This window comes from Acidovorax sp. A1169, assembly GCF_030704685.1.
Classification (GTDB): domain Bacteria; phylum Pseudomonadota; class Gammaproteobacteria; order Burkholderiales; family Burkholderiaceae_C; genus Acidovorax.
The window spans coordinates 76,893-98,782 of sequence record NZ_JAUZDX010000007.1 but is presented as its reverse complement, the minus strand read 5'-3'; the positions used below and the strand labels follow the sequence as shown (position 1 = coordinate 98,782).

Here is a 21,890-nt window from a genome sequence, read left to right as displayed (position 1 = left end):
TTCTCCTCCCCCATGCACAATGCGTCCTCCCTTCCTTCGTCCGCGCGCGGGCTGGCCATGCCCACCCTGCTCGTGCTCACGGCGCTGGGCGTGGCCGCGGGCCTGGCGCTGGCCACGCAGGTCAATGGCTACTACGTCTTCGTGCTGGCCAACGTGGCGCTGCTGGCGCTGGTGGGCATCGGCCTGAACGTGTTGCTGGGCCTGTCGGGCCAGGTGTCGTTCGGGCACGTGGGCTTCTACGCCATCGGTGCCTACGCAGTGGCCATCCTCACCACCAAGGCTGGGTGGAGCTTCTGGGCCGCCTGGCCTGTCGCTGCCTTGCTGGCCGGTGCCATGGGGGCGCTGCTCGCCCTGCCGGCGCTGCGCGTCAAGGGCCCGTACCTGGCCATGGTGACGATTGCCTTCGGCCTGATCGTGGAGCACAGCGCGGTGGAGATGCGCGAGCTCACCGGCGGGCAAAACGGCATCATGGGCATCGCCTCACCGGCCCTGGGCATCGAGGCGCTGCGCGGCGAGCGTGCCATTGCCGTGCTGGCCATCGTGGCCGTGGCGGTGGCGCTGCTGGCCTATGTGCGGCTCTCACGCGGCGCCTGGGGCGCCGCGCTGCGCGCGGTGCGTGACTCCGAGACGGCGGCCGAGTCCATCGGCCTGAACCCGCTGGTCGTGAAGACCGTGGCGTTCGCCGTGTCGGCACTGCTCGCGGGGCTTGCGGGCGGGCTGTATGCGCCGCTGTCGGGTTTCGTCACGCCGCACAGTTTTTCCTTCCTGCAGTCGATCCTGTTCGTGCTGGTGGTGATGATCGGCGGGGCGGGCAGCATTGCCGGGCCTCTGGTGGGTGCGGTGATCGTGGGGTTGCTGCCCGAGCTGCTCTCCAGCCTGGAGGAATACCGGTTGCTGTTCTTCGGCGCGCTGCTGCTGGTGGTGCTGTGGGTGGCACCGCAGGGCCTGGTGGGGCTGCTGGCGCGCCTGCGCCGCAGCGTGCCCGCCAGTGCCGAAGCTGGCGCTACCCCGGGCGGTGCCTTGCCCGCGCTGAAGCCCGAGGGTGGCCGTGCGCTGAGCGCACAGGGCCTGTCCATGGTGTTCGGTGGCGTGCGTGCGGTGAGCGAACTGTCCTTTGCCGTGCGTCCGGGGGCTGTCACCAGCCTGATCGGGCCCAACGGCGCGGGCAAGAGCACGGTGCTCAACATGCTCAGCGGTTTCTACACCCCCACCAGTGGCGGCGCGCTGTTGGGTGATGAGCCCTTGCAGGGACGGGGCGCCTGGCGCATCGCCCGGGCCGGTGTGGCGCGCAGCTACCAGACCTCGCAGCTCTTCGGCTCGCTGAGCGTGCTCGACAACGTGGCCCTGGCACTGGCACGCGGTGGCCTGGGCACCTTGCTGGGCGGTGGCCGCGTGTGCTCGCCCGGTGCGCGGGACGAAGCGCGCTCCCTGCTGGCCTGGTGCGGCTACAGGGGCGCCGTGCAGGTGCCGGCCGCCGACCTGGCCCACGTCGACCGGCGCCTGGTGGAGATCGCGCGTGCTCTGGCCATGCGGCCCGAGGTGCTGCTGCTCGACGAGCCGGCCGCCGGCCTGTCGACCGAGGACAAGGACCAGCTGTCTGCATTGCTGCGCCGCATTGCCGACCAGGGCGTGGGCGTGCTGCTGGTGGAGCACGACATGGCGCTGGTCATGGGCCTGTCGGACCATGTGGTGGTGATGGAATCGGGCCGCCACCTGGCCGAGGGCACGCCAGCCGAGGTGCAAGCCCACCCCGCCGTGCGCAAGGCCTACCTGGGCGAAGGCGCGGGTGGCGCCGTGGCCGTGCATGCCGCTGCGGCGCGCACTCTGGTGGCCGATGCGCCCGAGGTGCTGGGCGTGGGCCGGCTCACCACCGGCTATGGCGCCGAGCCCGTTCTGCACAGTGTGGACCTGCGCGTGCGCCAGGGCGAGATGGTGGCCCTGCTGGGCGCCAACGGCGCGGGCAAGTCCACGCTGATGCGCACCCTGGCAGGCCTGCACCGGCCGCTGACGGGCGGCATCCACATGGACGGCGTGGAGTTGGGCCCGCTGCGCGCCGAGCAGATCGTGGCGCGTGGCCTGGTGCTTGTGCCCGAGGGGCGCCAGGTGTTTCCCGAACTCTCGGTGCTCGACAACATCCGCCTGGGAGCCTTCCTCCACCCCGAGGGCCGCGAGGCCCGGGTGGAGGAGATGCTGCAGCGCTTTCCGCGCCTGCGCGAGCGACTGCACCAGCGCGCCGGCCTGCTCTCGGGCGGCGAGCAGCAGATGCTGGCCATCGCCCGCGCCCTCATGAGCCGCCCTCGCGTGCTGTTGCTCGACGAGCCCTCGCTGGGCCTGGCGCCCAAGGTCATCGAAGAGCTGTTCGCTTCGCTCGCGCGCCTGCGTGACGAATCCATGACCCTGGTGCTGGTGGACCAGATGGCGGCGCTGGCCCTCTCGCTGGCCGACCGGGCCTATGTGCTCGAAGGCGGGCGCGTGGTGGCCCAGGGCACGGCGGCGGAAATTGCCGCCAACGATGCCCTGACCCGCGCCTACCTCGGCGGTGGACATTGAAATGAACGCCATGGACGACCACACTGCCATCAACCTGCCCGATGTCCTCGCCGAGGTCACGGCCGCCTCTGCGCGCTACGAGCATGCCCTGGTCCACAACGAAGTGGAGATGCTCGATGCGCTTTTCTTCCACAGCCCGCACACGGTGCGCTATGGCGCCACGGAGTGCCTGTATGGCATCGACGCGATCCGTGCCTTCCGCAGCGGCCGCTCGGCGGCCGGCCTGGCGCGAACGCTGCGCAGCACAACCCTCACCACCTACGGGCGCGACTTCGCCACCGCCAGCACCGAGTTCGCGCGCGAAGGAAGCGCGCGCACCGGCCGCCAGCAGCAGACCTGGGTGCGCATGCCCGAGCAGGGCTGGTGCGTGGTGGCGGCCCACGTGTCATTGATGGACTAGCATTCGCTCCAAGAAAAACCAATCCCAGGAGACATTTCCGATGTTGCACAGCCTGCAAAGCCGCGGTGGCATGGTCACCGCCCCCCACCACCTGGCCGCACAGGCCGGCGCCGCCGTGCTGCGCGAGGGTGGCAATGCGGTGGAGGCCATGGTGGCGGCGGCCGCCGCCATCGCCGTGGTCTATCCGCACATGAACGGCCTGGGTGGCGATGGCTTCTGGCTCATCCATGCCCCGGGCATGGCTGCTCCGGTGGCGGTGCGCGCCTGCGGCGGTGCGGCCCAGGCGGCAGACGCGGCCTTCTACCAGGCGCACGGCGACGCGGCCATCCCCACGCGGGGCTCGCGCGCGGCGCTCACCGTGGCCGGGGCCATCGGCGGCTGGGCCGAGGCGCTGGAGGTGGCCCGTGGCTGGGGTGGCAAGCCCCTGCCGCTGGCCCGCCTGCTCGAAGACGCCATCCGCCATGCGCGCGAGGGCGTACCCATCACCACCTCCCAGGTGGAGCTGACCCGCGCCAAGTGGGCCGAGTTGGAGCATGTGCCCGGCTTCGCCGCCGCCTTTGCGCCCGAGGGGCAACCGCACCGGGGTGATACCTTGCGCCAGCCGCGCACCGCAGCCACGCTGCAGCGCCTGGCCGAGGCCGGGCTGCACGACTTCTACCGCGGCGACCTGGCGCGCAGCATGGCGCGCGACCTGCAGGCCCTGGGCAGCCCGCTGGCGCTGGCCGACCTGGAGGGCTGGCATGCGCAGCGGGTGGCAGCGCTGGCGGTGGATCTATCGGCCTGCCGGGTGTTCAACCAGCCGCCGCCCACTCAGGGCGTGTCCTCGCTGGCCATCCTGGGTCTGTTCGACCGCCTGGGCGTGGGCCAGGCCGAGGGCTTCGACCATGTGCATGGCCTGGTCGAATCCACCAAGCGGGCCTTTGCCTGGCGCAACAAGCACGTGGGCGACCCGGCGTACATGCGCGCCGATCCGGCGGCCTTCCTGCAGGCCGCCGCGCTCGACGCCGAGGCCGCACGCATCGACAAGGCCCGCGCAGCGCCCTGGCCTGAACCCACGGAGCCCGGCGACACGGTGTGGATGGGCGCCGCCGATGCACACGGCAATGTCGTCAGCTACATCCAGAGCATCTATTGGGAGTTCGGCAGCGGCATCGTGCTGCCCGAGACGGGTCTGCACTGGCAGAACCGCGGCGCCTCGTTCACGCTGGGCGCCGGGCCCAACCAACTGGCCCCGGGGCGCCTGCCGTTCCACACCCTCAACCCGGCGCTGGCGCACTTGAAAGACGGGCGCGTGCTGGCCTACGGCACCATGGGCGGCGAGGGCCAGCCGCAGACGCAGGCGGCGGTGTTCACGCGCCACGTGCTCTTCGGCCAGGACATGCAGGCCGCGGTGACCGCGCCGCGCTGGCTGCTGGGCCGCACCTGGGGCGACCACTCCACCAACCTCAAGCTCGAATCGCGCGTGGACCCGGCCTTGGTGGACCAACTGCGCGCCGCCGGCCACGACGTGCAGGTGGTGGGTGCCTTCGAGGACATGATGGGCCATGCCGGGGCGGTGGCGTTCCACCCCGATGGGCGCATCGAGGGCGCGACCGATCCGCGCGCCGACGGGGTCTGTGCGGCCGTTTAGGCAGTATTGCCTCAGCGCGGCGCCAGGATCGCCATGGTGATGCGCGACACGCAGGTCATCTCGCCGGCGTCGTTGACCATGTCGATCTGCCACACATGCGTGGTGCGGCCGATGTGCACCGGGCGGGCCGTGCCCGTCACCCAGCCGCTCTGGGTGGAGCGCAGGTGGTTGGCGTTGATATCGAGGCCCACGGCGCGGTAGCCCTCGGGGCAGGAGTGGGCGGCGCCCACCGAGCCCAGCGTTTCGGCCAGCACCACGCTCACGCCGCCGTGCAGCAGGCCGTAGGGCTGGTGGGTGCGCTCGTCCACGGGCACGCGGCCGCGCACGAAGTCGTCGCCGACTTCCAGGAACTCGATGCCCAGGTGCGGCACAGCCGTGCGCAGGCTGTGGTGGGTGAGCGATTCGACGGTGATGGGTTTCTTCCAGATGGCAGGCATCGTTGATCTCTTCTCTCGCAGAGGGCGCCGTCAGGCGCCTGTCGGGTTGGCAACACGCCATTGTGCTTCGGTTCGGCGACCTGGGCCGCGGGTTGCGTCGCCTGCGGGTCCGCCCGCCAGCGCGCTACCATGGCTGTATACCCGCCGGCTTTCCACCCGTCCCATGCAGCACCTGCCCTCTTGCCCCTCCTGCCGCCAGCCCATGGAAGCGCACCAGTTCGCCACCAACCAGGGGGGCATGCAGACGCTCGACCTGTGCTTTGCCTGCCAGGGCATCTGGTTCGACCGCCACGAGAACCTCAAGCTCGCGCCTGCGGCGGTAGTGGAGCTGTTCAGGCTGCTGCACGAGCACCGCACGGACGAGCGGCGCCCGTTGCAGAACAGCCTGGCCTGCCCGCGCTGCGTGCGCCCGCTGGCGCACGGTTTTGACCTGGTGCGCAGCGGCCGCTATGTGCTCTACCGCTGCGCCAGCCAGCATGGCCGCTTCAGCACCTTTTCGTCCTTCATGGTGGAGAAGGGCTTCGTGCGCCACATGACCAAGCCCGAAGTGGCCGACCTCGCCAAGCGCGTGGGTGCCATCTACTGCACGGGCTGCGGCTCGCCGGTGGACATTCGCAAGGACCACGCCTGCCCCTACTGCCGCGCTGCGTTTTCGCTGATCGACCCCGAGGCCGTGAAAAGCGCGCTGGAGGGCTATGCCCAGGCCGGTCAGCGCGCCGCCCAACTGCACCCGCCCCAGCGCACCGACCTGGCCGACGCACTGGTGTCGCTGGAGCGTGACCGCACGCGCGCCGAGCGCGAGCGGCAGAAAGAGCGCTTCACCAGCGCCAATGCGTCCGACGCGGGCGTCACCGGCGATCTGCTCGTGGCCGGGGTGGCCCTCGTCTGGGGCATGCTGAGTTCTTAGAGCGGCTAACAAAACTCTTCTGGCGTCGTTGCAGCGTCTTGTCGTACTGCTCGTACTGCCTGCGACGCAGCGCCTAGCCAGAACCGCTTCGCTGAGTTTGTTGGCCGCTCTTAGGCCAGGCTTTTCAGTCCCAGGGCCGCAGCGCGGTCCGGTGCGGCGCGGCAGCGAGCGCGCCCATGCGCCCGGTGAGCTGCCCGACGATGGCCGCCTGCAGCGGCGGCAGGCGCCGAGCCAGCTGCAGCACGCCCTGGCGCAGCAGGCGGGGCACGGGCCGCGTGTCGGTGTACAGCCGCACTATGGCGTTCGTGCCCTGGTACATCGGCCAGGCATGGCGGTGGTGGGCGCTGGCATAGCGGGCCAGGGCTGCCTCGTGGCCCGGGTCGTGGCCCAGGTGGCGGCCGGCGACCAGAGCGCCGACCAGGCGCTCCACGCCCGCAAGCCCGAGGTTGAAGCCATGCGCCGTCACCGGGTGCATGCCCACGGCCGCATCGCCCAGCAGGGCGCAGCGCGGCCCGGCAAAGCGCCGGGCATACACGCCGACCAGCGGGCAGGCATGGCGCTCGCCGTCCAGGGCCATCGGCCCCAGCCGTTGCTGGAACTGGGCCTGCACCTGCGCGGCAAAGGCCTCGGGCGACAAGGCCATCAAGGCAGCGGCATCGGCGGCCCTGGCCGTGACCACCACCGAGCACACGGGCTGACCGTCCGGGGCGTCGGGCAGGGGCAGGATCGCCAGCGTGCGCTCGTAGCCAAAGCATTCGTGGGCCGTGCCGCCATGGGGCAGGGCATGGCGCATGCGGCAGACGATGACCGTGCGGCCGAAGTCGGTGATGTCCGCGCCGATGCCCAGTTGGCGGCGCGTGGCCGAAAAGCGGCTGTCGGCCGCCACCAGCAGGGGAGCGCGCAGCTGCAGGGTTTGGGAGGCGCCGGTGCCCTCGGCCGGCGCCAGCGTGCAGTCGAGTTCGGTATGGTCGGCATCGGTGGCGACCCGGTGCACCTGCGCGCCGCTGAGGATGCGCACGCCCGCCGTGCGCGCCGCCACCGCATGGGCCGTGCGCCGCAGCGCGTGGTTGGAGACGATGGCACCCAGTGCCTGCGCGCCGCCGGTGTGCAGCCGCAGGGGGCCGTGGCTACCCAGGGGGCCATCGTGCACCTGGGCCTCGCGGATCTCACCGCGTTCGTGCGCCTGCAGGCCGGCCCAGGTGCCCAGGCGCTGCAGGGCGGCCACGCTGGGGTGGGTGAGCGCGATCTCGCGGCCATCGGGCGCTGGGTCGGTCAGCGCCGCCTCGGGCTGCTGCTCCACCACGGTGGTGCTGAAGCCGGCCTGCGCCAGGGCAATGGCGAGCGAAAGCCCGGCGGGGCCGCCGCCCACGATGAGAACGTCACTTCGGGAAGAAGCCATGGCAAGAGGGTATGGGCGCACCCGCTGTGGGTGCGTGCCCATTGTGCTGCCCCCGTGCCAGCAGGGGCTTTGCCGTAGGTCAAGCCTTGCGCGACTTGCCGGATGCCTTGGCCGGCTTTTTCTTCTTGCCAGCACCCGATTTGCCACCGCCGCGCAGGTGCAGCACCCAGGTCACCGCCAGCCATAGGTAGGACAGCGGCACGGAATACGCCGCCACGGCAGCCATGGACAGTGGCGGTGCCGTGATGGAGCGCGGGTTGGCGATGGTCTGCAGCAGCTGGCGCGTGCCGTCGCCCAGCACCGGCGTGCCCTGAACACCGCCCGTGCGCGACATGCGCGCGGCCATGAAGAGCATGAACTCCATGAGCAGCGCGCCGATCAGGAAGCAGGCCACCAGGCCCAGCAGTTGCGCAAAGGCCCTCCGGTCGCCCTTGGCCAGGAAGAAGAGGGCGGACAGCACGACCAGGGCGAGCAACACCCAGACCAGGATGGGCCAGGCAGACATGAGCAGGGGCATCGGGAATTCGGGTCGGCAGGAACAGGCTGCCGATCATAGGCCTGGCGCCCGGGGCGGCATCAGCCCTGTATGAAATCCGCCACGGCGCGCAGCACGGCCTCGTCCTGCAGCAGCTTGCGGTGGCCCAGCCCGTCGGTGGCCAGCAACTGCGCGCCCGCGATGTGGTCGCGGTAGGCCTCGCCATCGGCAAAGCGGTTGATGCGGTCGCCCCGGTCGTGCACGACCAGCGTGGGCTGGGCGATGCGTGGCCCCACGGCCTGGGGTTCGAACTGGGGCATGAGGATGCCTTCGCGTGCTTCGATGTGCCGCTCCATGGCAGCGCGCGTAGTCTCGGTCAGGCCGAACACCTGTGCGAACAGCCGGGTGTACTCGCGCGGCGATGCGGGCGGTGCCAGCAGCACCAGGCGGGCGGCTGGCAGGCCCCGGCTGGCGGCATGGGCCGCCGCATTCGCCGCCAGCGAATGGGCCACCACGGCGGCCAGCGTGTCGCCCCGCGCCTGCAGACGCGCCGTGGCGTATTCGATGGCGCGGGCAAACTGCGGCAGGTTGCTCACCCGCCCCCGGCTGCCGCCGTGGGCGGGCAGGTCCACCAGCACCGGGCGCATGCCGCGCGCGGCCAGCGCTTCGGCCAGGGGCAGCATGTGCCGCGCGTGCCCGCCCCAGCCGTGGGACAGCAACACCACAGAGCCATCGGCGGGCAGGCCGCTGCGGGTGTAGAGCGTGATCTCCGCATCCTCGAAAGGCCAGCGCTCTGCTTGCCAGCCTGCGGCGGGCGGGGTCCGGTGGCCGCTCTTGCGCAAGGGCAGGGGCGTGCCGAAGAGGCGGTAGGCGCTGCGCACGGCAAGCCGGGGCCACAGGCGCTGCGCCGTGCCCAGTGCCAGGCGCACCAGGCGCATGCCGGCATGTGCGCCGTAGAAGTTCGATGTGGCCTGCAGGGCGGTGGACTGGCTCATGGTGGGGCTCCGGGACAAGTGGAAGGGGTGGGCGGCCGGCGGCGGGTCAGTAGAAGACCCAGTCGCGGTTGCTGCGCGGAAGGCCGTCAAGTGCCTTGCGCAGCGCATGGATGGCGCCCGCGATGGCGGCGATTGCCGCACTGCCACAAAGGATCAGCATGGAGATTTCCTTCATTCGCACGGTTGTGCGAAATCGGGGCGAACAAATAATAAGGGTTTCCATGGCATGCACCGGGGTGTCAGGCGGTCTGGTAACTCTTGACGAGGCGCGCCCAGGACGCCTCGGTGCGGTGCACTGCCTGCGGATCGCGCAGGAAGCGGACGTCGTGCAACAGGCCCATCAGCATGGAGTAGATCTCCGCGACCAGTTGGTCGGCCGGGGTACCGGCAGGCAGGTGCCCGGCCTCGATGGCTTGCAGCACGGTGCGGCGCAGCGCGGCGCGCCAGCGCGTGATCTCGGTGTGCAGCAGGTCGCGCAGCTCGCCGGTGCGGTCGTCGAGTTCGAAGGCGCCGGCGATGTAGATGCAGCCCGTGAAGGCCTCCACATCGCGCGTGCGCGCGATCCAGCGGCGCACGATCTCGTTCAGGCGTGGCAGGCCCTTGGGCTGCTGCATGGCGGGCACGAACACTTGGGCCAGGAAGCTGCGGCCGTACTCTTCGATCACGGCCTTCTGCAGCGCCTCGCGCGAACCAGCACGTGAGAACACGCCGCTCTTGGACAGGCCCACCCGGTCGGCCACGGCCTGCAGGGTGATGGATTCGAGCCCGTCGGCCGCAGCCACATCCAGCGCGGCGCCAATGATGGCGGCGCGCGTGAGCTCGGCTTTCTGGGTCTTGGCGTCCATGGCGCAAATTTAGCACAGTCGTGCGAAAAATCAAGCGCCGATTTCATCGGTTGCGCCATGGCCCTGATGGCAGCGAGAGTTTTTCCTACGGCGCCGGGCAGCCATGGGCGGTAGAGTGGGTCCTTTGTAACCGCCAAAGGACCAACCATGCGCGTGGACATCTATCGTCGGGCCGAAGCCGAGGGCCGTTTCACCCACCTTGCCGTGCCGGAAGGAAGGCGCATCCCGGAGGAAGCGACCAACACGGATTGGGACACGGAGGTGAAAGGCCAGGACCTGGACGAAGATGCCGAGCGCTGGGACCACTACGGAATCGTCAAGCCCGGGACCCAGCTCAAGGAGAAGGGCTACGCGATCACGGGCCTGCACGAGCCGGAAGGCGCCTGACCTGCCCGGGTGTGCCAAGTGGCCAACAACCTGTCAATACTGGTGCCCGCGCTGCGTGCGCCGGGCGTCTCCTGCGGGCAGTCCGGTGGTCGGGCCCGAACCGGTAAGCACGCTGGCCGCACCCACGGTACTGCCGGATGCCGCCATGTCCTGGCCGTAGGTGCCCTGCCAAACAGGCCAGGCCATGTCGTTGCCGGTGCACTCGCTGTCCTTGAAGGCCAGCGTGCCCGTGCTTTCGATCAGGTTGGCGCGTGCAGACAGCTGCGTGGCCAGGCCGGCGGGTCGACTCTGGCACGACAGGCCACCATAGGGCGTGGTGCTGCGGCTGCTGAGGATGTTGTGGCTGATGCGCGTGCCCGCGCTGGTGGGATTGAACGGCCCCCAGTTCATGGCGATGCGTTGGTTGACCAAGGTGTTGTGGTGGACGTCATGGTCGCGCATGAAGCAGGTCTGCTGAAAGCACTGTACCCCGAGCGAGATGCCGGCGTTCACCAGCAGGTTGTGATGGATGTGCACGCCCACCGAATTGGCCTGGGCCGACACCTGGATGCCGGAGGTGGTGCTGTTGGTGGCCGAGAACTCGATGTAGTTCTCGCGGTAGGTGTTGTTCTGCGAATTGTCCTTGTCGTGGAATCCACCGTTGACCTTGCCCAGGCGCAGCTGGTTGTTCTCCATCAGCGATTCGCCTGCATCGAAGAACGTGGTGGCGTAGCCCGCACCCACGTAGGTGCCGAAATCATTGTCCTGCACCAGGAACTGGTGGCGCCAGGCGGGCGCGTTGTCGCCCCAGCCATGGATGAAGGCGGGGTTCTCGCTCAAGGTCGGCCCTTCCTCGCCATTGACGAAGCGCACGTTGCGCACCACCAGTCCGGCCTTGCTCGGGTCACTGACGATGCCGTACTGTTTGACGTTGGTGATGTCCACGCCCTCGATGCGCGGCGCAGGCGCCGTGGAAGAGGCGACGGAAATGTTGCCGACCTTGTTCATGTCCAGCGTGGCCACCTCGTCGGGGTAGGCTAGGATCTGCTTGGCCTTGCTGTCCAGGATCTGCAGCGCGCCGGTCAGGTAGCTGCCCTTGCGCAGCACGATGGCCTGGCTGGACGTGGTGCGCGCCATGGCGTAGGCCACCGTCCGGTAAGGCAGGGCGCGCGCGCCACGGCCGCTGCCGTCCTGACCGTCGGGCGCCACGAACACGAAGCGCGATGCGGCGGCGTCGATGGTGAAGCTGCGCACCAGGGTCTGCTGCGCGCTGCCGCTGTCCCTGATCTCCAGCGTGACGGTGTAGCTCCCCTCTGCCGCCGGCGTGAAGCGCACCGTGCCGCGCCGGAAGTCGAGCGACAGGTCGGCACTGTTCTGCTCCACGCCGTTGCGCGTGAAGCCCTGCAGGCGGTACTCGTAGGGGAAGATGCCGCCGACCACGCCGGGCCGGCTCTCGTAGGCGATGCCTGGGTAGGCCAGGTCGCGCAATGCAAAGCCCACGGCCAGGGGCTTGCGGGGGGCGGTATCGGGCATCATGACATGGGCTGCGGCGGTGTGCACGCAGCGCACAAAGACTGGTGCACCGTCGGCAGGCACGGTGGCCGGTGCGGCGCCTGATACTGCGCAGCTCTGCCCAGTGGGTTGGGTCGTGACGCGCAGGTCCAGCGCGGTACCGGCCGCCACCTGGGGCGCGAAGCGGTAGGGCTCGTTCAGTGTGGCGCTCAGGGTCGCCGTGCCATGCCCCAGTTGCAGTGTGCGCCCAAGGCCCAGGCCCTGCACCCGGATGTTCAGGGCGACAGGACTTCCAGCCGGGGCTGGGGACGGCGTTGGCGATGGCGCCGGTGTGCCGGGCGTTGCCGGTGCCGGCGCTGGCGTGGGTGCCGCACCCCCGCCGCCACCGCCCGCACCTGGTGCGGGTGCGGGCGAAGGGGTATCGCAGTTGTCGCGCAAAGGCTCATTGCCCACCAGCTGTGCCACCACACCAAAGCGCTGGCGCGCCAGCAGGTCGGCAAAACTCTGCGGCCCGCTGACGCCGTAGCCCACGAACACCGTGAGCCCCGGCAACATGCCGGGCGTGCGCAGGGCAGGCTCCGCAATGCCCACGTCCAGCGTGTTCACACCTGCGCCCAGGGTGCGCTGCGGGTGGCGTATGGCGTTGCCCGCAATGGGGACCACGCCGATGGATGGTGGTAGTACGACCCACTGCCCCTGGCTGTTCTGGAAAGCCCACTGCCCCTGGTAGTAGGCGCCCTTGTACACATCGAAGAGTGCATCGGCGCTCTCGGGGCTGAAGTCCAGCTGGGCCCGGGCGATGAAGCCCTGATCCTTGTGGAAGCAGGCCGTGGGGTTCAGCATGGCCGGGCCCAGTGAGGTCAGTGCGTGCGCGCTGCCTGCCCAGGCCAGGCCCAGCAATGTGGCGGACGCCCAGTGCGTGCGAAGGTTCGAGCGCGCGGCGATGCCCGCGCCGTGCTTGGCGATCTTCATGTCCAGTTCCCCCCCGATGTCGGTACCGTGTTTGTTGTTGCGCACCGACGATGCCCCGCGCTGACCGCGGTGGTTGCTTGCTGTCCAGGTGCGAGGCGGAGTATTTACGACGAGTTGTCGTATCTCTCCAGGGTTTACCCGCAAAAATGTGGCCGATTGTTACGGGGATGGGTAGATGACCGCAGCGCTGGCTCGGATGTCCGTCCGGAGACGGCACCGGATGGCAGGGATCCCCTGGCGCTGGTACGCTGCGTCGCCATGGAGACAAAAAATACCCCCCCTTTCGTTCCCCAGATCCGCCTGTACCAGGACTGGCTGCGCGACCAGCGCGGCCTCAGCTTCGACAGCTACGACGCGCTGTGGCGCTGGTCCACCACCGAGCTCGATGCCTTCTGGCACAGCGTCTGGGACTACTTCGAGATCGAATCGCCCGCCCCGCCCACCGTGGCGTTGGCACGCAACACCATGCCGGGGGCCGAATGGTTCCCGGGCGTGCGGCTCAACTACGCACGCCAGGCGCTGCGCCATGTGCAGGCGGCCCATGCCGCCGGCCTGCCGGCCATCGTCAGCCGCAATGAAAAGGGCCAGCACCGCGAGTTGGCCTGGCCCGAGCTGCGCCGCCAGGTGGCCTCGCTGGCGCTGCACCTGAAGGCCCAGGGCGTGCAGCCTGGCGACCGCGTGGCCGCCTACCTGCCCAACATCCCCGAGGCCATGGTGGCCCTGCTGGCCACCGTGAGCATCGGCGCGGTGTGGAGCATCTGCGCCCCCGACATGGGCACGCATGCCGTGCTCGACCGCTTCCGCCAGATCGAGCCCAAGGTGCTGATCGGCGTGGACGGCATCCGCTACGGCGCGCGCGACCACGACCGCACGGGCGTGCTCACCGAATTGCGCGCAGCCCTGCCCAGTGTGCAGCACGCCATCCTGGTGCTCAACCTGGATGCTGCGGCCACGCTGCCCGGCTGGTCCCACTGGGCGGCCGACGTGGCCGCCAGCGGCCCGGCGGTCGATGCCTTCGAGCCCGAGTGGATGCCCTTCGACCACCCGCTGTGGATCGTCTACTCCAGCGGCACCACGGGCCTGCCCAAGCCCATCGTGCATGGCCACGGCGGCATGGTGCTGGTGGCGCTGCAGCTCAAGGTGCTGCACAACGACATCGGCTGCAGCTACGAGGCCAACAGCTTCGGCGAGCGCTACCACTGGTACAGCTCCACCGGCTGGGTGATGTGGAACGCCCAGGCCAGCGGCCTGCTCTCGGGCACCACCTGCGTGATCTACGACGGCAATCCCGGCGGCAGCAAGGACCAACCCGACTGGGGCACGCTCTGGCGCTTTGCGGCCGAGACGGGGGTGACCTTCTTCGGCGCGGGCGCGGCCTTCTTCGCCAACTGCATGAAGTCGGGGCTCGCGCTGGCCGACTGCGGCGATCTCTCGCGCGTGCGCGCGCTGGGCACCACAGGGTCGCCGCTCTCGCCCGAGGTGCAGGCCTGGGGCACGGCGCAATTCGCGCGCATCGGCACGCCGGACATCTGGTGGAACAACATCTCGGGGGGCACGGATTTCTGCGGTGCCTTCATCGGCGGCCACCGCGAGATGCCCCAGGTGCCCGGCGAAATGCAGTGCCGCATGCTGGGCGCCGCGGTGGAATCGTGGAACGCCCAGGGCGAGCCGGTGAAGGACGAGGTGGGCGAACTGGTCTGCGTGCAGCCCATCCCTTCCATGCCGCTGTACCTGCTGAACGACCCGAAAGGCGAACGCTACCTCTCAAGCTACTTCGACATGTACCCGGCCGGCCATGGCCGCCGGCCCGGCGGCGGCGACACCGGGCCCGAGGCCGGCGCCGTCTGGCGCCATGGCGACTGGCTCAGGATCGATGGTGCCAGTGGCGGTTGCATCATCTACGGCCGATCCGACGCCACCATCAACCGCCATGGCCTGCGCATGGGCACGAGCGAGATCTACAGCGCCGTCGAGGCCCTGCCCGAAGTGCTCGACAGCATGGTGGTCGACCTCGAATACCTGGGCCGCGAAAGCTACATGCCGCTGTTCGTGGTGCTGCGCGAGGGCGTGGCGCTCGACGAGGCCATGCGCCAGCGCCTGAACGGCGCCGTGCGCACCGCACTGAGCCCGCGCTTCGTGCCCGACGACATCTTCCAGGTGCCCGAAATCCCGCGCACCCTGAGCGGCAAGAAGCAGGAGCTGCCCATCAAGAAGCTGCTGCTGGGCCAGCCCATCGAGAAGGTCGTCAACAAGGACGCCATGGCCAACCCGGGCTGCCTGGACTGGTATGTGGCGTTTGCAAACCGACGGGCCTCGGGAATGCACTAAAGTCAGCCCGCCTTTGAGCAGGCACGGCGTAGGCCAGTGCCCTCGTGCAAGGGCCGCCCCGCCGCACGGAGGGCGTCCCCCTTCAGGGGCTGAGTGCCGCGGCTCCAAGCCTGCCTGCGCAGGCTTGGACGGCAACGAAGAGCGGCCGCCTCTGGCGGACGCACCGTGACGCGAAGCGGCTCAGGGGGTTAGTCCAATTTCGCGCCCGACTGCTTGATCAAACGCTCCCACACCGGCCGCTCCTTCATGTAAGCGGCCTTGAACTCGGCTGGCGAGCTGGCCTTGGCCTCGAAGCCCATGCCTGCGATGCGCTGTGCCACGTCGGGCAGCTGCACGGCCTTGCGCACCTCGGCCGCCAGGCGCTCCAGAATGGCCGGTGGCGTGCCCGCCGGTGCGGCAAAGGCCAGCCAGCCCGCCACGCGGTAGGCCTCGTCGGTCATGCCCTGCTCGGCCAGCGTGGGCACATTGGGCAGAATGCCCATGCGCCGCTCACCGGTCACGCCCAGCGCCTTGAGCTTGCCGGCGTCGATGTGTGGCTTGGCCACCAGCGCGCTGGCGTAGGCCATCTGGATCTGGCCGCCGATCAGGTCCTGCACCATGGGGGCTTCGCCCCGGTAGGCCACATGGCTCATGTCGGCGTTCTGCGTGAGGCTCATGTAGGCGCCCGCCAGGTGCGGGTAGGCGCCCGTGCCGTAGGAACCGTAGGCCACCTTGCCCTTGTTGGCGGCGGCGTACTTGAGCAGTTCGGGGCCGTTGGCCACGGGCACGCTGGGGTGGGCCACCAGCACCAGCGGGGCGATGGCGATCTGGTAGACCAGCGCCAGGTCGCGCTGCGGGTCGTAGGGCAGCTTTTCGTAGAGGAACTGGTTGGTCAGCAGCGAATTGCTCAGGCCCAGCACGATGGTGTAGCCATCGGGCGCGGCCTTGGCCACCGCATCGGTGCCGATGATGCCGGCCGCGCCGGGCTTGTTGTCCACCACCAGGGGCTGGCCCAGGCCGGCCGCCATCTTCTCGGCGAGCACGCGGGCCAGCACGTCGGTGGCGCCGCCTGGGGCAAAGGGCACCACCACCTTGATCGGCTTGGTGGGGTAGGCCGGCTGCTGGGCCAGCGCGGCCGTGCTGGCGAGGGTGCTGATGGCCAGAGCGGCTGCGCCGAGCCAGGTGCGTCGTTGAAGGGTTGGGAAGGTTGGCATGGTTTTGTCTCCTGGAATAGTTGTAGGTGAAGCGGTGTGAGGGATCAGTGGGCGGGCGGTGACAGCGCCACCTGCACCTTGACGGGCAGGGGCTCCAGCACCCGGCGCAGGCGCTCCAGCAATGCCTGCGAGCCCGCGGCGGCGGCATCGACGGTGACACACACGGCGCTGTCGCCCTCGGCCAGCACGGTGGGGCGTTCGGCCACGCCGAGCTCGTTGCACACGCCGTCGACCAGCGTCTGCACGGTCTGGCAGGCGGCCTGCAGGCGCAGTGCGGGCTTGTAGATCTTGCCCACGTTGGTCACGGGCATGGTGTCCAGCACAGTGATGCGGCGCGGCCGGGCCACGGCCTCGTCCACGCCTGCACTGGCGAAGTCGAGCAGCTCGGCCTCGCTGGCCTGCTGGCCCGGCACCAGCGTGGCGAACACCACGGGCAGCTCGCCCGCATAGGCATCGGGCGCACCCACGGCAGCGCACAGCTGCACGGCAGGGTGGGCGCCCAGGGCATCCTCGATGACCTTCGGGTCGATGTTGTGGCCGCTGCGGATGATGAGGTCCTTGGAGCGCCCGCTCAGGTGCAGCCTGCTCTGCCCATCGACAAACCCCAGGTCGCCCGTGGCCAGCCAGCCGTCGGCCGTGAAGGCCCGGGCGGTGTCGGCCGCGTCGAGAAAGCCCGAGAACAGGTTGGGCGAGTGAAACAGCACCATGCCCGGCTGGCCGGGCGGCATCTCCTGGTCCGAGGCATTGCCGTGCGCATCGAGCGCCACGATGCGCAGCTGCACGTACGGCAGGCGCCAGCCCACGCAGCCCGCAGGCGCGTTGACGCCGGGCGGCGTGATGGTGGAGATGCCCGCCATCTCCGTCATACCCAGGCTCTCGTGCACGTGAAGGCCGAACAGGCGTTCGAAGCGTGCCGCCAGCTCGGGCGCCAGCACCGCCGCACCGGTGCGGCAGTAACGCAGTGCCGAAATGTCGGCGCCGTCCAGTGGCACATTGGCCAGCGCGGCCAGCACCGTGGGCACGGCCGACAGGTAGGTGCAGCGGTAGCGCTCGGCCAGGCGCCAGTAGTTGGCGATCACCTGGCGGTTGCGGAACAGCCCGGTGGTGGGGATGATGGTCTCCACCCCGGCCGAGAGCGCGGCCAGGGAGCCCGGCAACACACCGGCCACGTGGAACAGCGGGTAGCCGTTGATGCCTGCGTCCTCGGGCCGCATGCCCTGCATCTGCACGCAGGCCCAGGCCGTGAACACCTGCGCCCCGTGGCTGTGCCGCGCGAGCTTGGGCGCGCCCGTGGTGCCGCCGGTGTGGAAGTAAGCCGCGATGTCGCCGGCCACGATGCGCCGCCCGCTCACCAGCCGGTCATCGGGCTGGGCGCTGCGGCTGGCAAAGTCGATCACGCCCTCGGGCAGGGGGCCGGCCGCGCCTGGGGCCTCGCCGTGCGGCGCCACGCGCAGCACGGTACGCAGCGTGGGCACCTGGCCGAGCAGGCCCATGGCCTTGGTCCAGAAGCCCGAGTCGCCGTCTTCGCCATAGGCGATCAGCACCTTGGCGCGGGCCAGGGTCATCATGGACGCCAGCTTTTCTGGCGTGAGCAGCGGGTTGAGCGGCTGCACGATGCCGGCTGCCTCGCCGCCCCACAGCGCCAGGTGGTATTCCAGGCAGCCGGGCAGCAGCACGGCCACGGCATCTTGAGGGCCCACGCCCAGGTCGTGCAGCAGGTTGGCCGTCTGGTGGATGCCGGCCAGCAACTGCGCGTACGACCAGCGCACGGGCTCGTCGGCCGGGTCGGCCGTGGGCAGAAAGCTCAGCGCCGTCTTGTCGCCAAAGGCATGGGCCGAGTTGCAGAAGATCTCGTAGGTGCTCTGCACCGGTAGCGCCTGGGCCAGCGGCAACGCCTCCAGGCGCTCCACGTCCTGCAGGCTGCGCACGGGGAACGCCGGGGCGAAGGGGGCCGACAAGGGCGGGCGCGCGTGCGTGGTCCCGATGGCGGTCGTCATGCGCAGGCCCCCCAGCCCGTGGCGACAAGGGTGGGGCAGGGCGACTGTGCGCTCCCGGCAGTGTGCATGGTGTTGTCTCCTGGCAAATCGGGTCCATCCTGAAAAACAGGTGGAGAGGCCATTGTTGGTGCGCGCCGATTTTTTGACAATCCTCTAAATACATGGACACTCTGTTCAAAAAAATTTGACAGTCAGAAGGGATGGGCTGCGCCCCCTTGCGAGGGTGTGCTGGCAGGTGGGCGCGGCGGTGCACACTGCATCCCCACCCGCGCGGGTCATGTGCCTACAGGAAACGGCGCGCGCAGCCGCCCATAATGTGGCGTCACCACTTCCCCTGGCGCGACCGGAGCGCTCCCGACATGACCACTCCCCAACCCCATCCCAAGCGCTTTTCGATGATCCGCGAGTTCCACCTGGCCGACTGGTTCACGCTGGGCAACGCGGTGTGCGGCGTCGGTGCGCTGTTCTCGGCCATGACCTACCTGGCGACCGGGGATGTGCTGCATGTCTACTTTGCCGCCGCCCTGGTGCTGGCGGCACTGATCTTCGACGTGCTGGACGGCCGCATCGCGCGCTGGCGCCAGAAGAGCTCGGCCATGGGGCGCGAGCTCGACTCACTGGCCGACGTGATCTCGTTCGGCGTGGCGCCCGCCATCATGGCCTATGGCTGCGGCATGCAGGGCCTGTACGACCGCGTGGTGCTGGCCTACTTCGTGGCCTGCGGCGTCTCTCGCCTGGCGCGCTACAACGTCACGGCCGAAACGCTCTCGGGCGACGACGGCAAGGTCCGGTACTTCGAGGGCACGCCTATCCCCACCTCCATCGTGCTGGTGGCCCTGCTGGCCCTGGCCGGCTATATGGGTGCGCTCGGCGAGAACCTGTGGTTCGGCAAGGTGCTGGTCGGCGGCTTCACGTTGCATCCGCTGGTGCTGCTGTTTGCGGTTTCCGGCTCCTTGATGATCAGCCGTATCCGCATTCCGAAATTCTGAACAACCCCCTGAGTCGCTTCGCGCCTTCACCACTTCTCTCGAATGGCTGCGCCATTCGGGAAGGGGGACGCAGCCGGCGCGGCGGGGCGGCCCTTGCGCGGCTGCCCTGGCTTGGGCAGCGCGATTGCCGATGCCGCGCCCCGTAAGGCCGCCCGGGATCGCCGCATAAAACTTTCAGGGTACTGCGGGCTTGCGATTGACCAGCACGATGCCCGCGGCCACCAGCGCCAGGGCCACCACGAGCCCCGTGGTCACCGGCTCGCCCAGCCACCAGGCGCCGAACAGCAGGGCGAAGACCGGGGTCAGGAACACGAACACCGAGATGCGCGTGGCCGGGTAGTGGGCCAGCATCCACATCCAGGCAAGGTAGCTCACGAACGCGCCCACCAGGGCCTGCACCAGCAGCGAACCCCAGGCGAAGGCGCTGAAGCGCCAGGTCCAGGTCTCGCCCAGCGCCAGGGACAGCAGGGGCAGCACGGCGGCGCTCACGCCTACCTGGTAGAAGAGCTGCTTGGCCGGGGCCACGCGCGCCAGCGGCGTGGTGCGGATGACCACCGTGGTCAGCGCCCACATCAGGCCGGCGGCCACGCCCAGCAGGTCGCCGAGCCAAGCCTGGGGCATGGCAGCATTCGCCGATCCGACCATGCCGTCGCCCAGGGCCAGCCCCACGCCCACGAAGGCCGCGGCCAGGCCAAGCCACTGCCAGCCGCGCAGCCGCTCGCCGGGAATGAAGTGCGGCAGCAGCAGCGCCACCCAGAACGGTGCGCCGTACAGGAACACCGTGAGCCGCGAGGCGCTGGTGTACTGCAGGCCCACATAGATGCAGGCGAACTCGCCCGCGAACAGGGCCCCGGCCAGCAGCCCGGCGCGCAGGGCGCCTGCGGGTTCACTGCGGCTGGACAGGGGCACGCCGCGCCACATGCACCACGCGGCCACGGCCAGTGCGGCCAGCACGAAGCGCACGAAGGCCTGGAACACCGGGGCCACCTCGGCCACCGTGGCCTTGACCAGCACCTGCTGGAAGCCCCAGAACATGCAGCAGGCGAGCAACAGGCCGATGGCCAGGGAGTCGAGGTGGTTTTTGCGGGCAATGGACATCGGTCGATTATGGAAGGGGTGCGCCAGCGCTGACGGCCATTGCCGGGCACGGGCCTGATACGCCCCGAGACAGGGTGTTTGCGGGCCCACGGTACACTTTGCGGCTTCTTTACCGGTTTTTGCGCGCTTCTTCTACCAACCTCCCATTTCATGGCCTTTTCCACGGCGGCCCAGGCCCGCACCCGCTTCGACCTCAAGAGCGCATCGCTGTCCGTCGTGGCCGTGCTGCTCAAGACCACCGATGCCACGCAGTTCGCTGCCGATCTGGTCGAGCGCGTGGCCGACGCCCCGGGCTTTTTCGACAACGATCCGGTGCTGATCGACCTGGCCCTGGTGCGCGAGTCCGAGGAAACCATCGATTTCGCCGCCATCGTCGCCGTGCTGCGTGAACACCGCACCCTGCCCGTGGCCGTGCGCGGCGGCAGCGCCGCCCAGATGGACGCCGCGCGCGCCGTGGGCCTGGCGGCCGTGCCCGATGCGCCCCCGGCCCGTGCCGAGGCTGCCGCTGCCCCCGAACCGGAGCCCGAGGCGCCGGTCCAGGTGCAGGAAATCATCCGCGAGGTGGTGCACGAGATCGAGGTGGTGCGCGAAGTACCGGTGGCCGGCCCCGGCACCATGGTCATCGACAAGCCGCTGCGCTCGGGCCAGCAGGTCTATGCGCGCGGTGCCGACCTGGTGGTGCTGGCCATGGTCAGCTTTGGCGCCGAGGTGATCGCCGATGGCAACATCCACGTTTATGCCCCGCTGCGCGGGCGCGCCATCGCTGGCGCGCGCGGCAATACCGAAGCACGCATCTTTTCCACCTGCATGGAGCCGCAGCTGGTCTCCATCGCAGGCATCTACCGCACGACGGAGACCGCACTGCCCGACGACGTCGCGGGCAGGCCGGCCCAGGTGCGCCTGGAAGGCGAAAAGCTCTTCATCGAGCCACTGCGCAACCCCGTTCGTATCAACCCCAGAGAGATTCAATAAACCCATGGCCAAAATCGTCGTCGTGACCTCCGGCAAGGGTGGTGTGGGCAAGACCACCACCAGCGCCAGCTTTGCCTCCGGCCTCGCCATGCGCGGGCACAAGACTGCCGTGATCGACTTTGACGTCGGCCTGCGCAACCTGGACCTGATCATGGGCTGCGAGCGCCGCGTGGTGTACGACCTCATCAACGTGATCCAGGGCGAGGCCAACCTGAACCAGGCCCTCATCAAGGACAAGCAGTGCGAGAACCTGTTCGTGCTGGCCGCCAGCCAGACGCGCGACAAGGACGCCCTCAAGCAGGACGGCGTGGAGAAGATCCTTAAGGACCTGGCCGAGATGGGCTTCGAGTACATCGTCTGCGACTCGCCCGCCGGCATCGAAAGCGGCGCGCTCATGGCCATGCACTTTGCCGACGAGGCCCTGCTGGTCACCAACCCCGAGGTCTCCTCGGTGCGCGATTCCGACCGCATCCTTGGCATGCTGGGCAGCAAGACCAAACGCGCCATCGAAGGCGGCGAGCCGATCAAGGAGCACCTGCTCATCACGCGCTACAACCCGAGCCGTGTCGAGGACGGGCAGATGCTCTCGCTGGAGGACATCCAGGACATCCTGCGCATCAAGCTGATCGGTGTGATCCCCGAGTCCGAGGTGGTGCTGCAGTCGTCCAACCAGGGCACGCCCGCCATCCATGCCCAGGGCACGGATGTCTCGGAAGCCTACAAGGACGTGATCGACCGTTTCCTCGGCCAGACCGACAAGCCCCTGCGCTTCATCGACGCGGAGAAGCCGGGCTTCTTCAAACGCCTGTTCGGGAGCAAGTAAGC

General features: G+C 69.4%; 19 protein-coding genes. 9 read left to right on the top strand and 10 right to left on the bottom strand.

The features are described 5' to 3' along the window. The first annotated feature begins 12 nt into the window (after positions 1-12). The 3 genes from QYL93_RS13710 to QYL93_RS13700 are packed head-to-tail and all read left to right on the top strand — an operon-like array spanning position 13 to position 4,580. Positions 13-2,550 (top strand): ATP-binding cassette domain-containing protein, encoded by a 2,538-nt coding sequence (locus QYL93_RS13710; RefSeq protein ID WP_370876973.1) that lies wholly within the window; start codon positions 13-15, stop codon positions 2,548-2,550. A 1-nt stretch (position 2,551) separates the two neighbouring features. Continuing rightward, a complete protein-coding gene (gene hpxZ, locus QYL93_RS13705) occupies positions 2,552-2,950 on the top strand; it encodes an oxalurate catabolism protein HpxZ (RefSeq protein ID WP_305744146.1) in 399 nt (132 codons plus the stop codon). 40 nt (positions 2,951-2,990) lie between these two features. Beyond that, positions 2,991-4,580, top strand: coding sequence for a gamma-glutamyltransferase family protein (locus QYL93_RS13700; RefSeq protein WP_305744145.1), 1,590 nt, complete (start codon positions 2,991-2,993; stop codon positions 4,578-4,580). Between the two features lie 11 nt (positions 4,581-4,591). Here QYL93_RS13700 and QYL93_RS13695 read toward each other — a convergent pair whose 3' ends face one another. Continuing rightward, positions 4,592-5,017 (bottom strand): hotdog fold thioesterase, encoded by a 426-nt coding sequence (locus QYL93_RS13695; RefSeq protein ID WP_057200328.1) that lies wholly within the window; start codon positions 5,015-5,017, stop codon positions 4,592-4,594. A gap of 163 nt (positions 5,018-5,180) precedes the next feature. Here QYL93_RS13695 and QYL93_RS13690 point away from each other — a divergent pair, with 163 nt between their 5' ends. Continuing rightward, positions 5,181-5,924, top strand: coding sequence for a zf-TFIIB domain-containing protein (locus tag QYL93_RS13690; RefSeq protein ID WP_305744144.1), 744 nt, complete (start codon positions 5,181-5,183; stop codon positions 5,922-5,924). A 124-nt stretch (positions 5,925-6,048) separates the two neighbouring features. Here the strand turns inward: QYL93_RS13690 and ubiM are convergent, their stop codons facing one another. The 5 genes from ubiM to QYL93_RS13665 form a co-directional block, all read right to left on the bottom strand. Beyond that, positions 6,049-7,323 carry a 5-demethoxyubiquinol-8 5-hydroxylase UbiM gene (gene ubiM / locus QYL93_RS13685; protein ID WP_305744143.1) on the bottom strand — a complete coding sequence of 425 codons (1,275 nt, stop codon included), beginning with the start codon at positions 7,321-7,323 and terminating at the stop codon, positions 6,049-6,051. A 79-nt stretch (positions 7,324-7,402) separates the two neighbouring features. Next, positions 7,403-7,840 (bottom strand): hypothetical protein, encoded by a 438-nt coding sequence (locus QYL93_RS13680; RefSeq protein ID WP_305744142.1) that lies wholly within the window; start codon positions 7,838-7,840, stop codon positions 7,403-7,405. Between the two features lie 59 nt (positions 7,841-7,899). Further along, complete coding sequence (locus QYL93_RS13675) at positions 7,900-8,793, bottom strand: alpha/beta fold hydrolase (protein ID WP_305744141.1); 894 nt, start codon at positions 8,791-8,793, stop codon at positions 7,900-7,902. A gap of 46 nt (positions 8,794-8,839) precedes the next feature. Beyond that, a complete protein-coding gene (locus tag QYL93_RS13670; protein WP_305744140.1) occupies positions 8,840-9,016 on the bottom strand; it encodes a hypothetical protein in 177 nt (58 codons plus the stop codon). A 16-nt stretch (positions 9,017-9,032) separates the two neighbouring features. Next, positions 9,033-9,638 (bottom strand): TetR/AcrR family transcriptional regulator, encoded by a 606-nt coding sequence (locus QYL93_RS13665; protein WP_305744139.1) that lies wholly within the window; start codon positions 9,636-9,638, stop codon positions 9,033-9,035. Between the two features lie 147 nt (positions 9,639-9,785). Here QYL93_RS13665 and QYL93_RS13660 point away from each other — a divergent pair, with 147 nt between their 5' ends. After that, entirely contained in the window at positions 9,786-10,025 is a 240-nt protein-coding gene (locus QYL93_RS13660) for a DUF6139 family protein (protein ID WP_305744138.1), read from the top strand. Positions 10,026-10,058: 33 nt separating this feature from the next. Here the strand turns inward: QYL93_RS13660 and QYL93_RS13655 are convergent, their stop codons facing one another. Next, positions 10,059-12,488, bottom strand: coding sequence for a right-handed parallel beta-helix repeat-containing protein (locus tag QYL93_RS13655; RefSeq protein ID WP_305744137.1), 2,430 nt, complete (start codon positions 12,486-12,488; stop codon positions 10,059-10,061). 258 nt (positions 12,489-12,746) lie between these two features. On the opposite strand from QYL93_RS13655, the gene QYL93_RS13650 reads away from it, so the two are divergent. Then, positions 12,747-14,816, top strand: a complete 2,070-nt coding sequence (locus QYL93_RS13650) for an acetoacetate--CoA ligase (RefSeq protein WP_305744136.1) — start codon at positions 12,747-12,749, stop codon at positions 14,814-14,816. Positions 14,817-15,004: 188 nt separating this feature from the next. Here QYL93_RS13650 and QYL93_RS13645 read toward each other — a convergent pair whose 3' ends face one another. Both QYL93_RS13645 and QYL93_RS13640 read right to left on the bottom strand, forming a co-directional pair. Beyond that, the gene (locus QYL93_RS13645) at positions 15,005-16,009 is read right to left on the bottom strand and encodes a tripartite tricarboxylate transporter substrate binding protein (protein WP_305744135.1); all 1,005 of its coding nucleotides are present in this window, start codon (positions 16,007-16,009) and stop codon (positions 15,005-15,007) included. Between the two features lie 44 nt (positions 16,010-16,053). Next, positions 16,054-17,919, bottom strand: a complete 1,866-nt coding sequence (locus tag QYL93_RS13640) for an AMP-binding protein (RefSeq protein ID WP_370876978.1) — start codon at positions 17,917-17,919, stop codon at positions 16,054-16,056. A gap of 446 nt (positions 17,920-18,365) precedes the next feature. On the opposite strand from QYL93_RS13640, the gene pssA reads away from it, so the two are divergent. Further along, entirely contained in the window at positions 18,366-18,995 is a 630-nt protein-coding gene (gene pssA, locus QYL93_RS13635) for a CDP-diacylglycerol--serine O-phosphatidyltransferase (RefSeq protein WP_057266775.1), read from the top strand. A gap of 174 nt (positions 18,996-19,169) precedes the next feature. Here pssA and QYL93_RS13630 read toward each other — a convergent pair whose 3' ends face one another. Further along, positions 19,170-20,093: a DMT family transporter gene (locus tag QYL93_RS13630; protein ID WP_305744133.1), complete on the bottom strand. Its 924-nt coding sequence runs from the start codon at positions 20,091-20,093 to the stop codon at positions 19,170-19,172. 150 nt (positions 20,094-20,243) lie between these two features. Here QYL93_RS13630 and minC point away from each other — a divergent pair, with 150 nt between their 5' ends. After that, complete coding sequence (gene minC / locus QYL93_RS13625; RefSeq protein WP_305744132.1) at positions 20,244-21,065, top strand: septum site-determining protein MinC; 822 nt, start codon at positions 20,244-20,246, stop codon at positions 21,063-21,065. Between the two features lie 4 nt (positions 21,066-21,069). Then, positions 21,070-21,888, top strand: a complete 819-nt coding sequence (gene minD, locus QYL93_RS13620) for a septum site-determining protein MinD (RefSeq protein ID WP_305744131.1) — start codon at positions 21,070-21,072, stop codon at positions 21,886-21,888. Positions 21,889-21,890: the final 2 nt, after the last annotated feature.

What these genes read in the sequence shown, in the direction of transcription:
- QYL93_RS13700 (WP_305744145.1), top strand. Translation starts at nt 2,991, where the DNA reads ATGTTGCACAGCCTGCAAAGCCGCGGTGGCATGGTCACCGCCCCCCAC.
- QYL93_RS13650 (WP_305744136.1), top strand. Translation starts at nt 12,747, where the DNA reads ATGGAGACAAAAAATACCCCCCCTTTCGTTCCCCAGATCCGCCTGTAC.
- pssA (WP_057266775.1), top strand. Translation starts at nt 18,366, where the DNA reads ATGACCACTCCCCAACCCCATCCCAAGCGCTTTTCGATGATCCGCGAG.
- QYL93_RS13710 (WP_370876973.1), top strand. Translation starts at nt 13, where the DNA reads ATGCACAATGCGTCCTCCCTTCCTTCGTCCGCGCGCGGGCTGGCCATG.
- QYL93_RS13695 (WP_057200328.1), bottom strand. Translation starts at nt 5,017, where the DNA reads ATGCCTGCCATCTGGAAGAAACCCATCACCGTCGAATCGCTCACCCAC.
- QYL93_RS13690 (WP_305744144.1), top strand. Translation starts at nt 5,181, where the DNA reads ATGCAGCACCTGCCCTCTTGCCCCTCCTGCCGCCAGCCCATGGAAGCG.
- QYL93_RS13645 (WP_305744135.1), bottom strand. Translation starts at nt 16,009, where the DNA reads ATGCCAACCTTCCCAACCCTTCAACGACGCACCTGGCTCGGCGCAGCC.
- QYL93_RS13660 (WP_305744138.1), top strand. Translation starts at nt 9,786, where the DNA reads ATGCGCGTGGACATCTATCGTCGGGCCGAAGCCGAGGGCCGTTTCACC.
- minC (WP_305744132.1), top strand. Translation starts at nt 20,244, where the DNA reads ATGGCCTTTTCCACGGCGGCCCAGGCCCGCACCCGCTTCGACCTCAAG.
- QYL93_RS13670 (WP_305744140.1), bottom strand. Translation starts at nt 9,016, where the DNA reads ATGGAAACCCTTATTATTTGTTCGCCCCGATTTCGCACAACCGTGCGA.
- QYL93_RS13655 (WP_305744137.1), bottom strand. Translation starts at nt 12,488, where the DNA reads ATGAAGATCGCCAAGCACGGCGCGGGCATCGCCGCGCGCTCGAACCTT.
- QYL93_RS13675 (WP_305744141.1), bottom strand. Translation starts at nt 8,793, where the DNA reads ATGAGCCAGTCCACCGCCCTGCAGGCCACATCGAACTTCTACGGCGCA.
- minD (WP_305744131.1), top strand. Translation starts at nt 21,070, where the DNA reads ATGGCCAAAATCGTCGTCGTGACCTCCGGCAAGGGTGGTGTGGGCAAG.
- QYL93_RS13680 (WP_305744142.1), bottom strand. Translation starts at nt 7,840, where the DNA reads ATGCCCCTGCTCATGTCTGCCTGGCCCATCCTGGTCTGGGTGTTGCTC.
- hpxZ (WP_305744146.1), top strand. Translation starts at nt 2,552, where the DNA reads ATGAACGCCATGGACGACCACACTGCCATCAACCTGCCCGATGTCCTC.
- QYL93_RS13630 (WP_305744133.1), bottom strand. Translation starts at nt 20,093, where the DNA reads ATGTCCATTGCCCGCAAAAACCACCTCGACTCCCTGGCCATCGGCCTG.
- QYL93_RS13665 (WP_305744139.1), bottom strand. Translation starts at nt 9,638, where the DNA reads ATGGACGCCAAGACCCAGAAAGCCGAGCTCACGCGCGCCGCCATCATT.
- ubiM (WP_305744143.1), bottom strand. Translation starts at nt 7,323, where the DNA reads ATGGCTTCTTCCCGAAGTGACGTTCTCATCGTGGGCGGCGGCCCCGCC.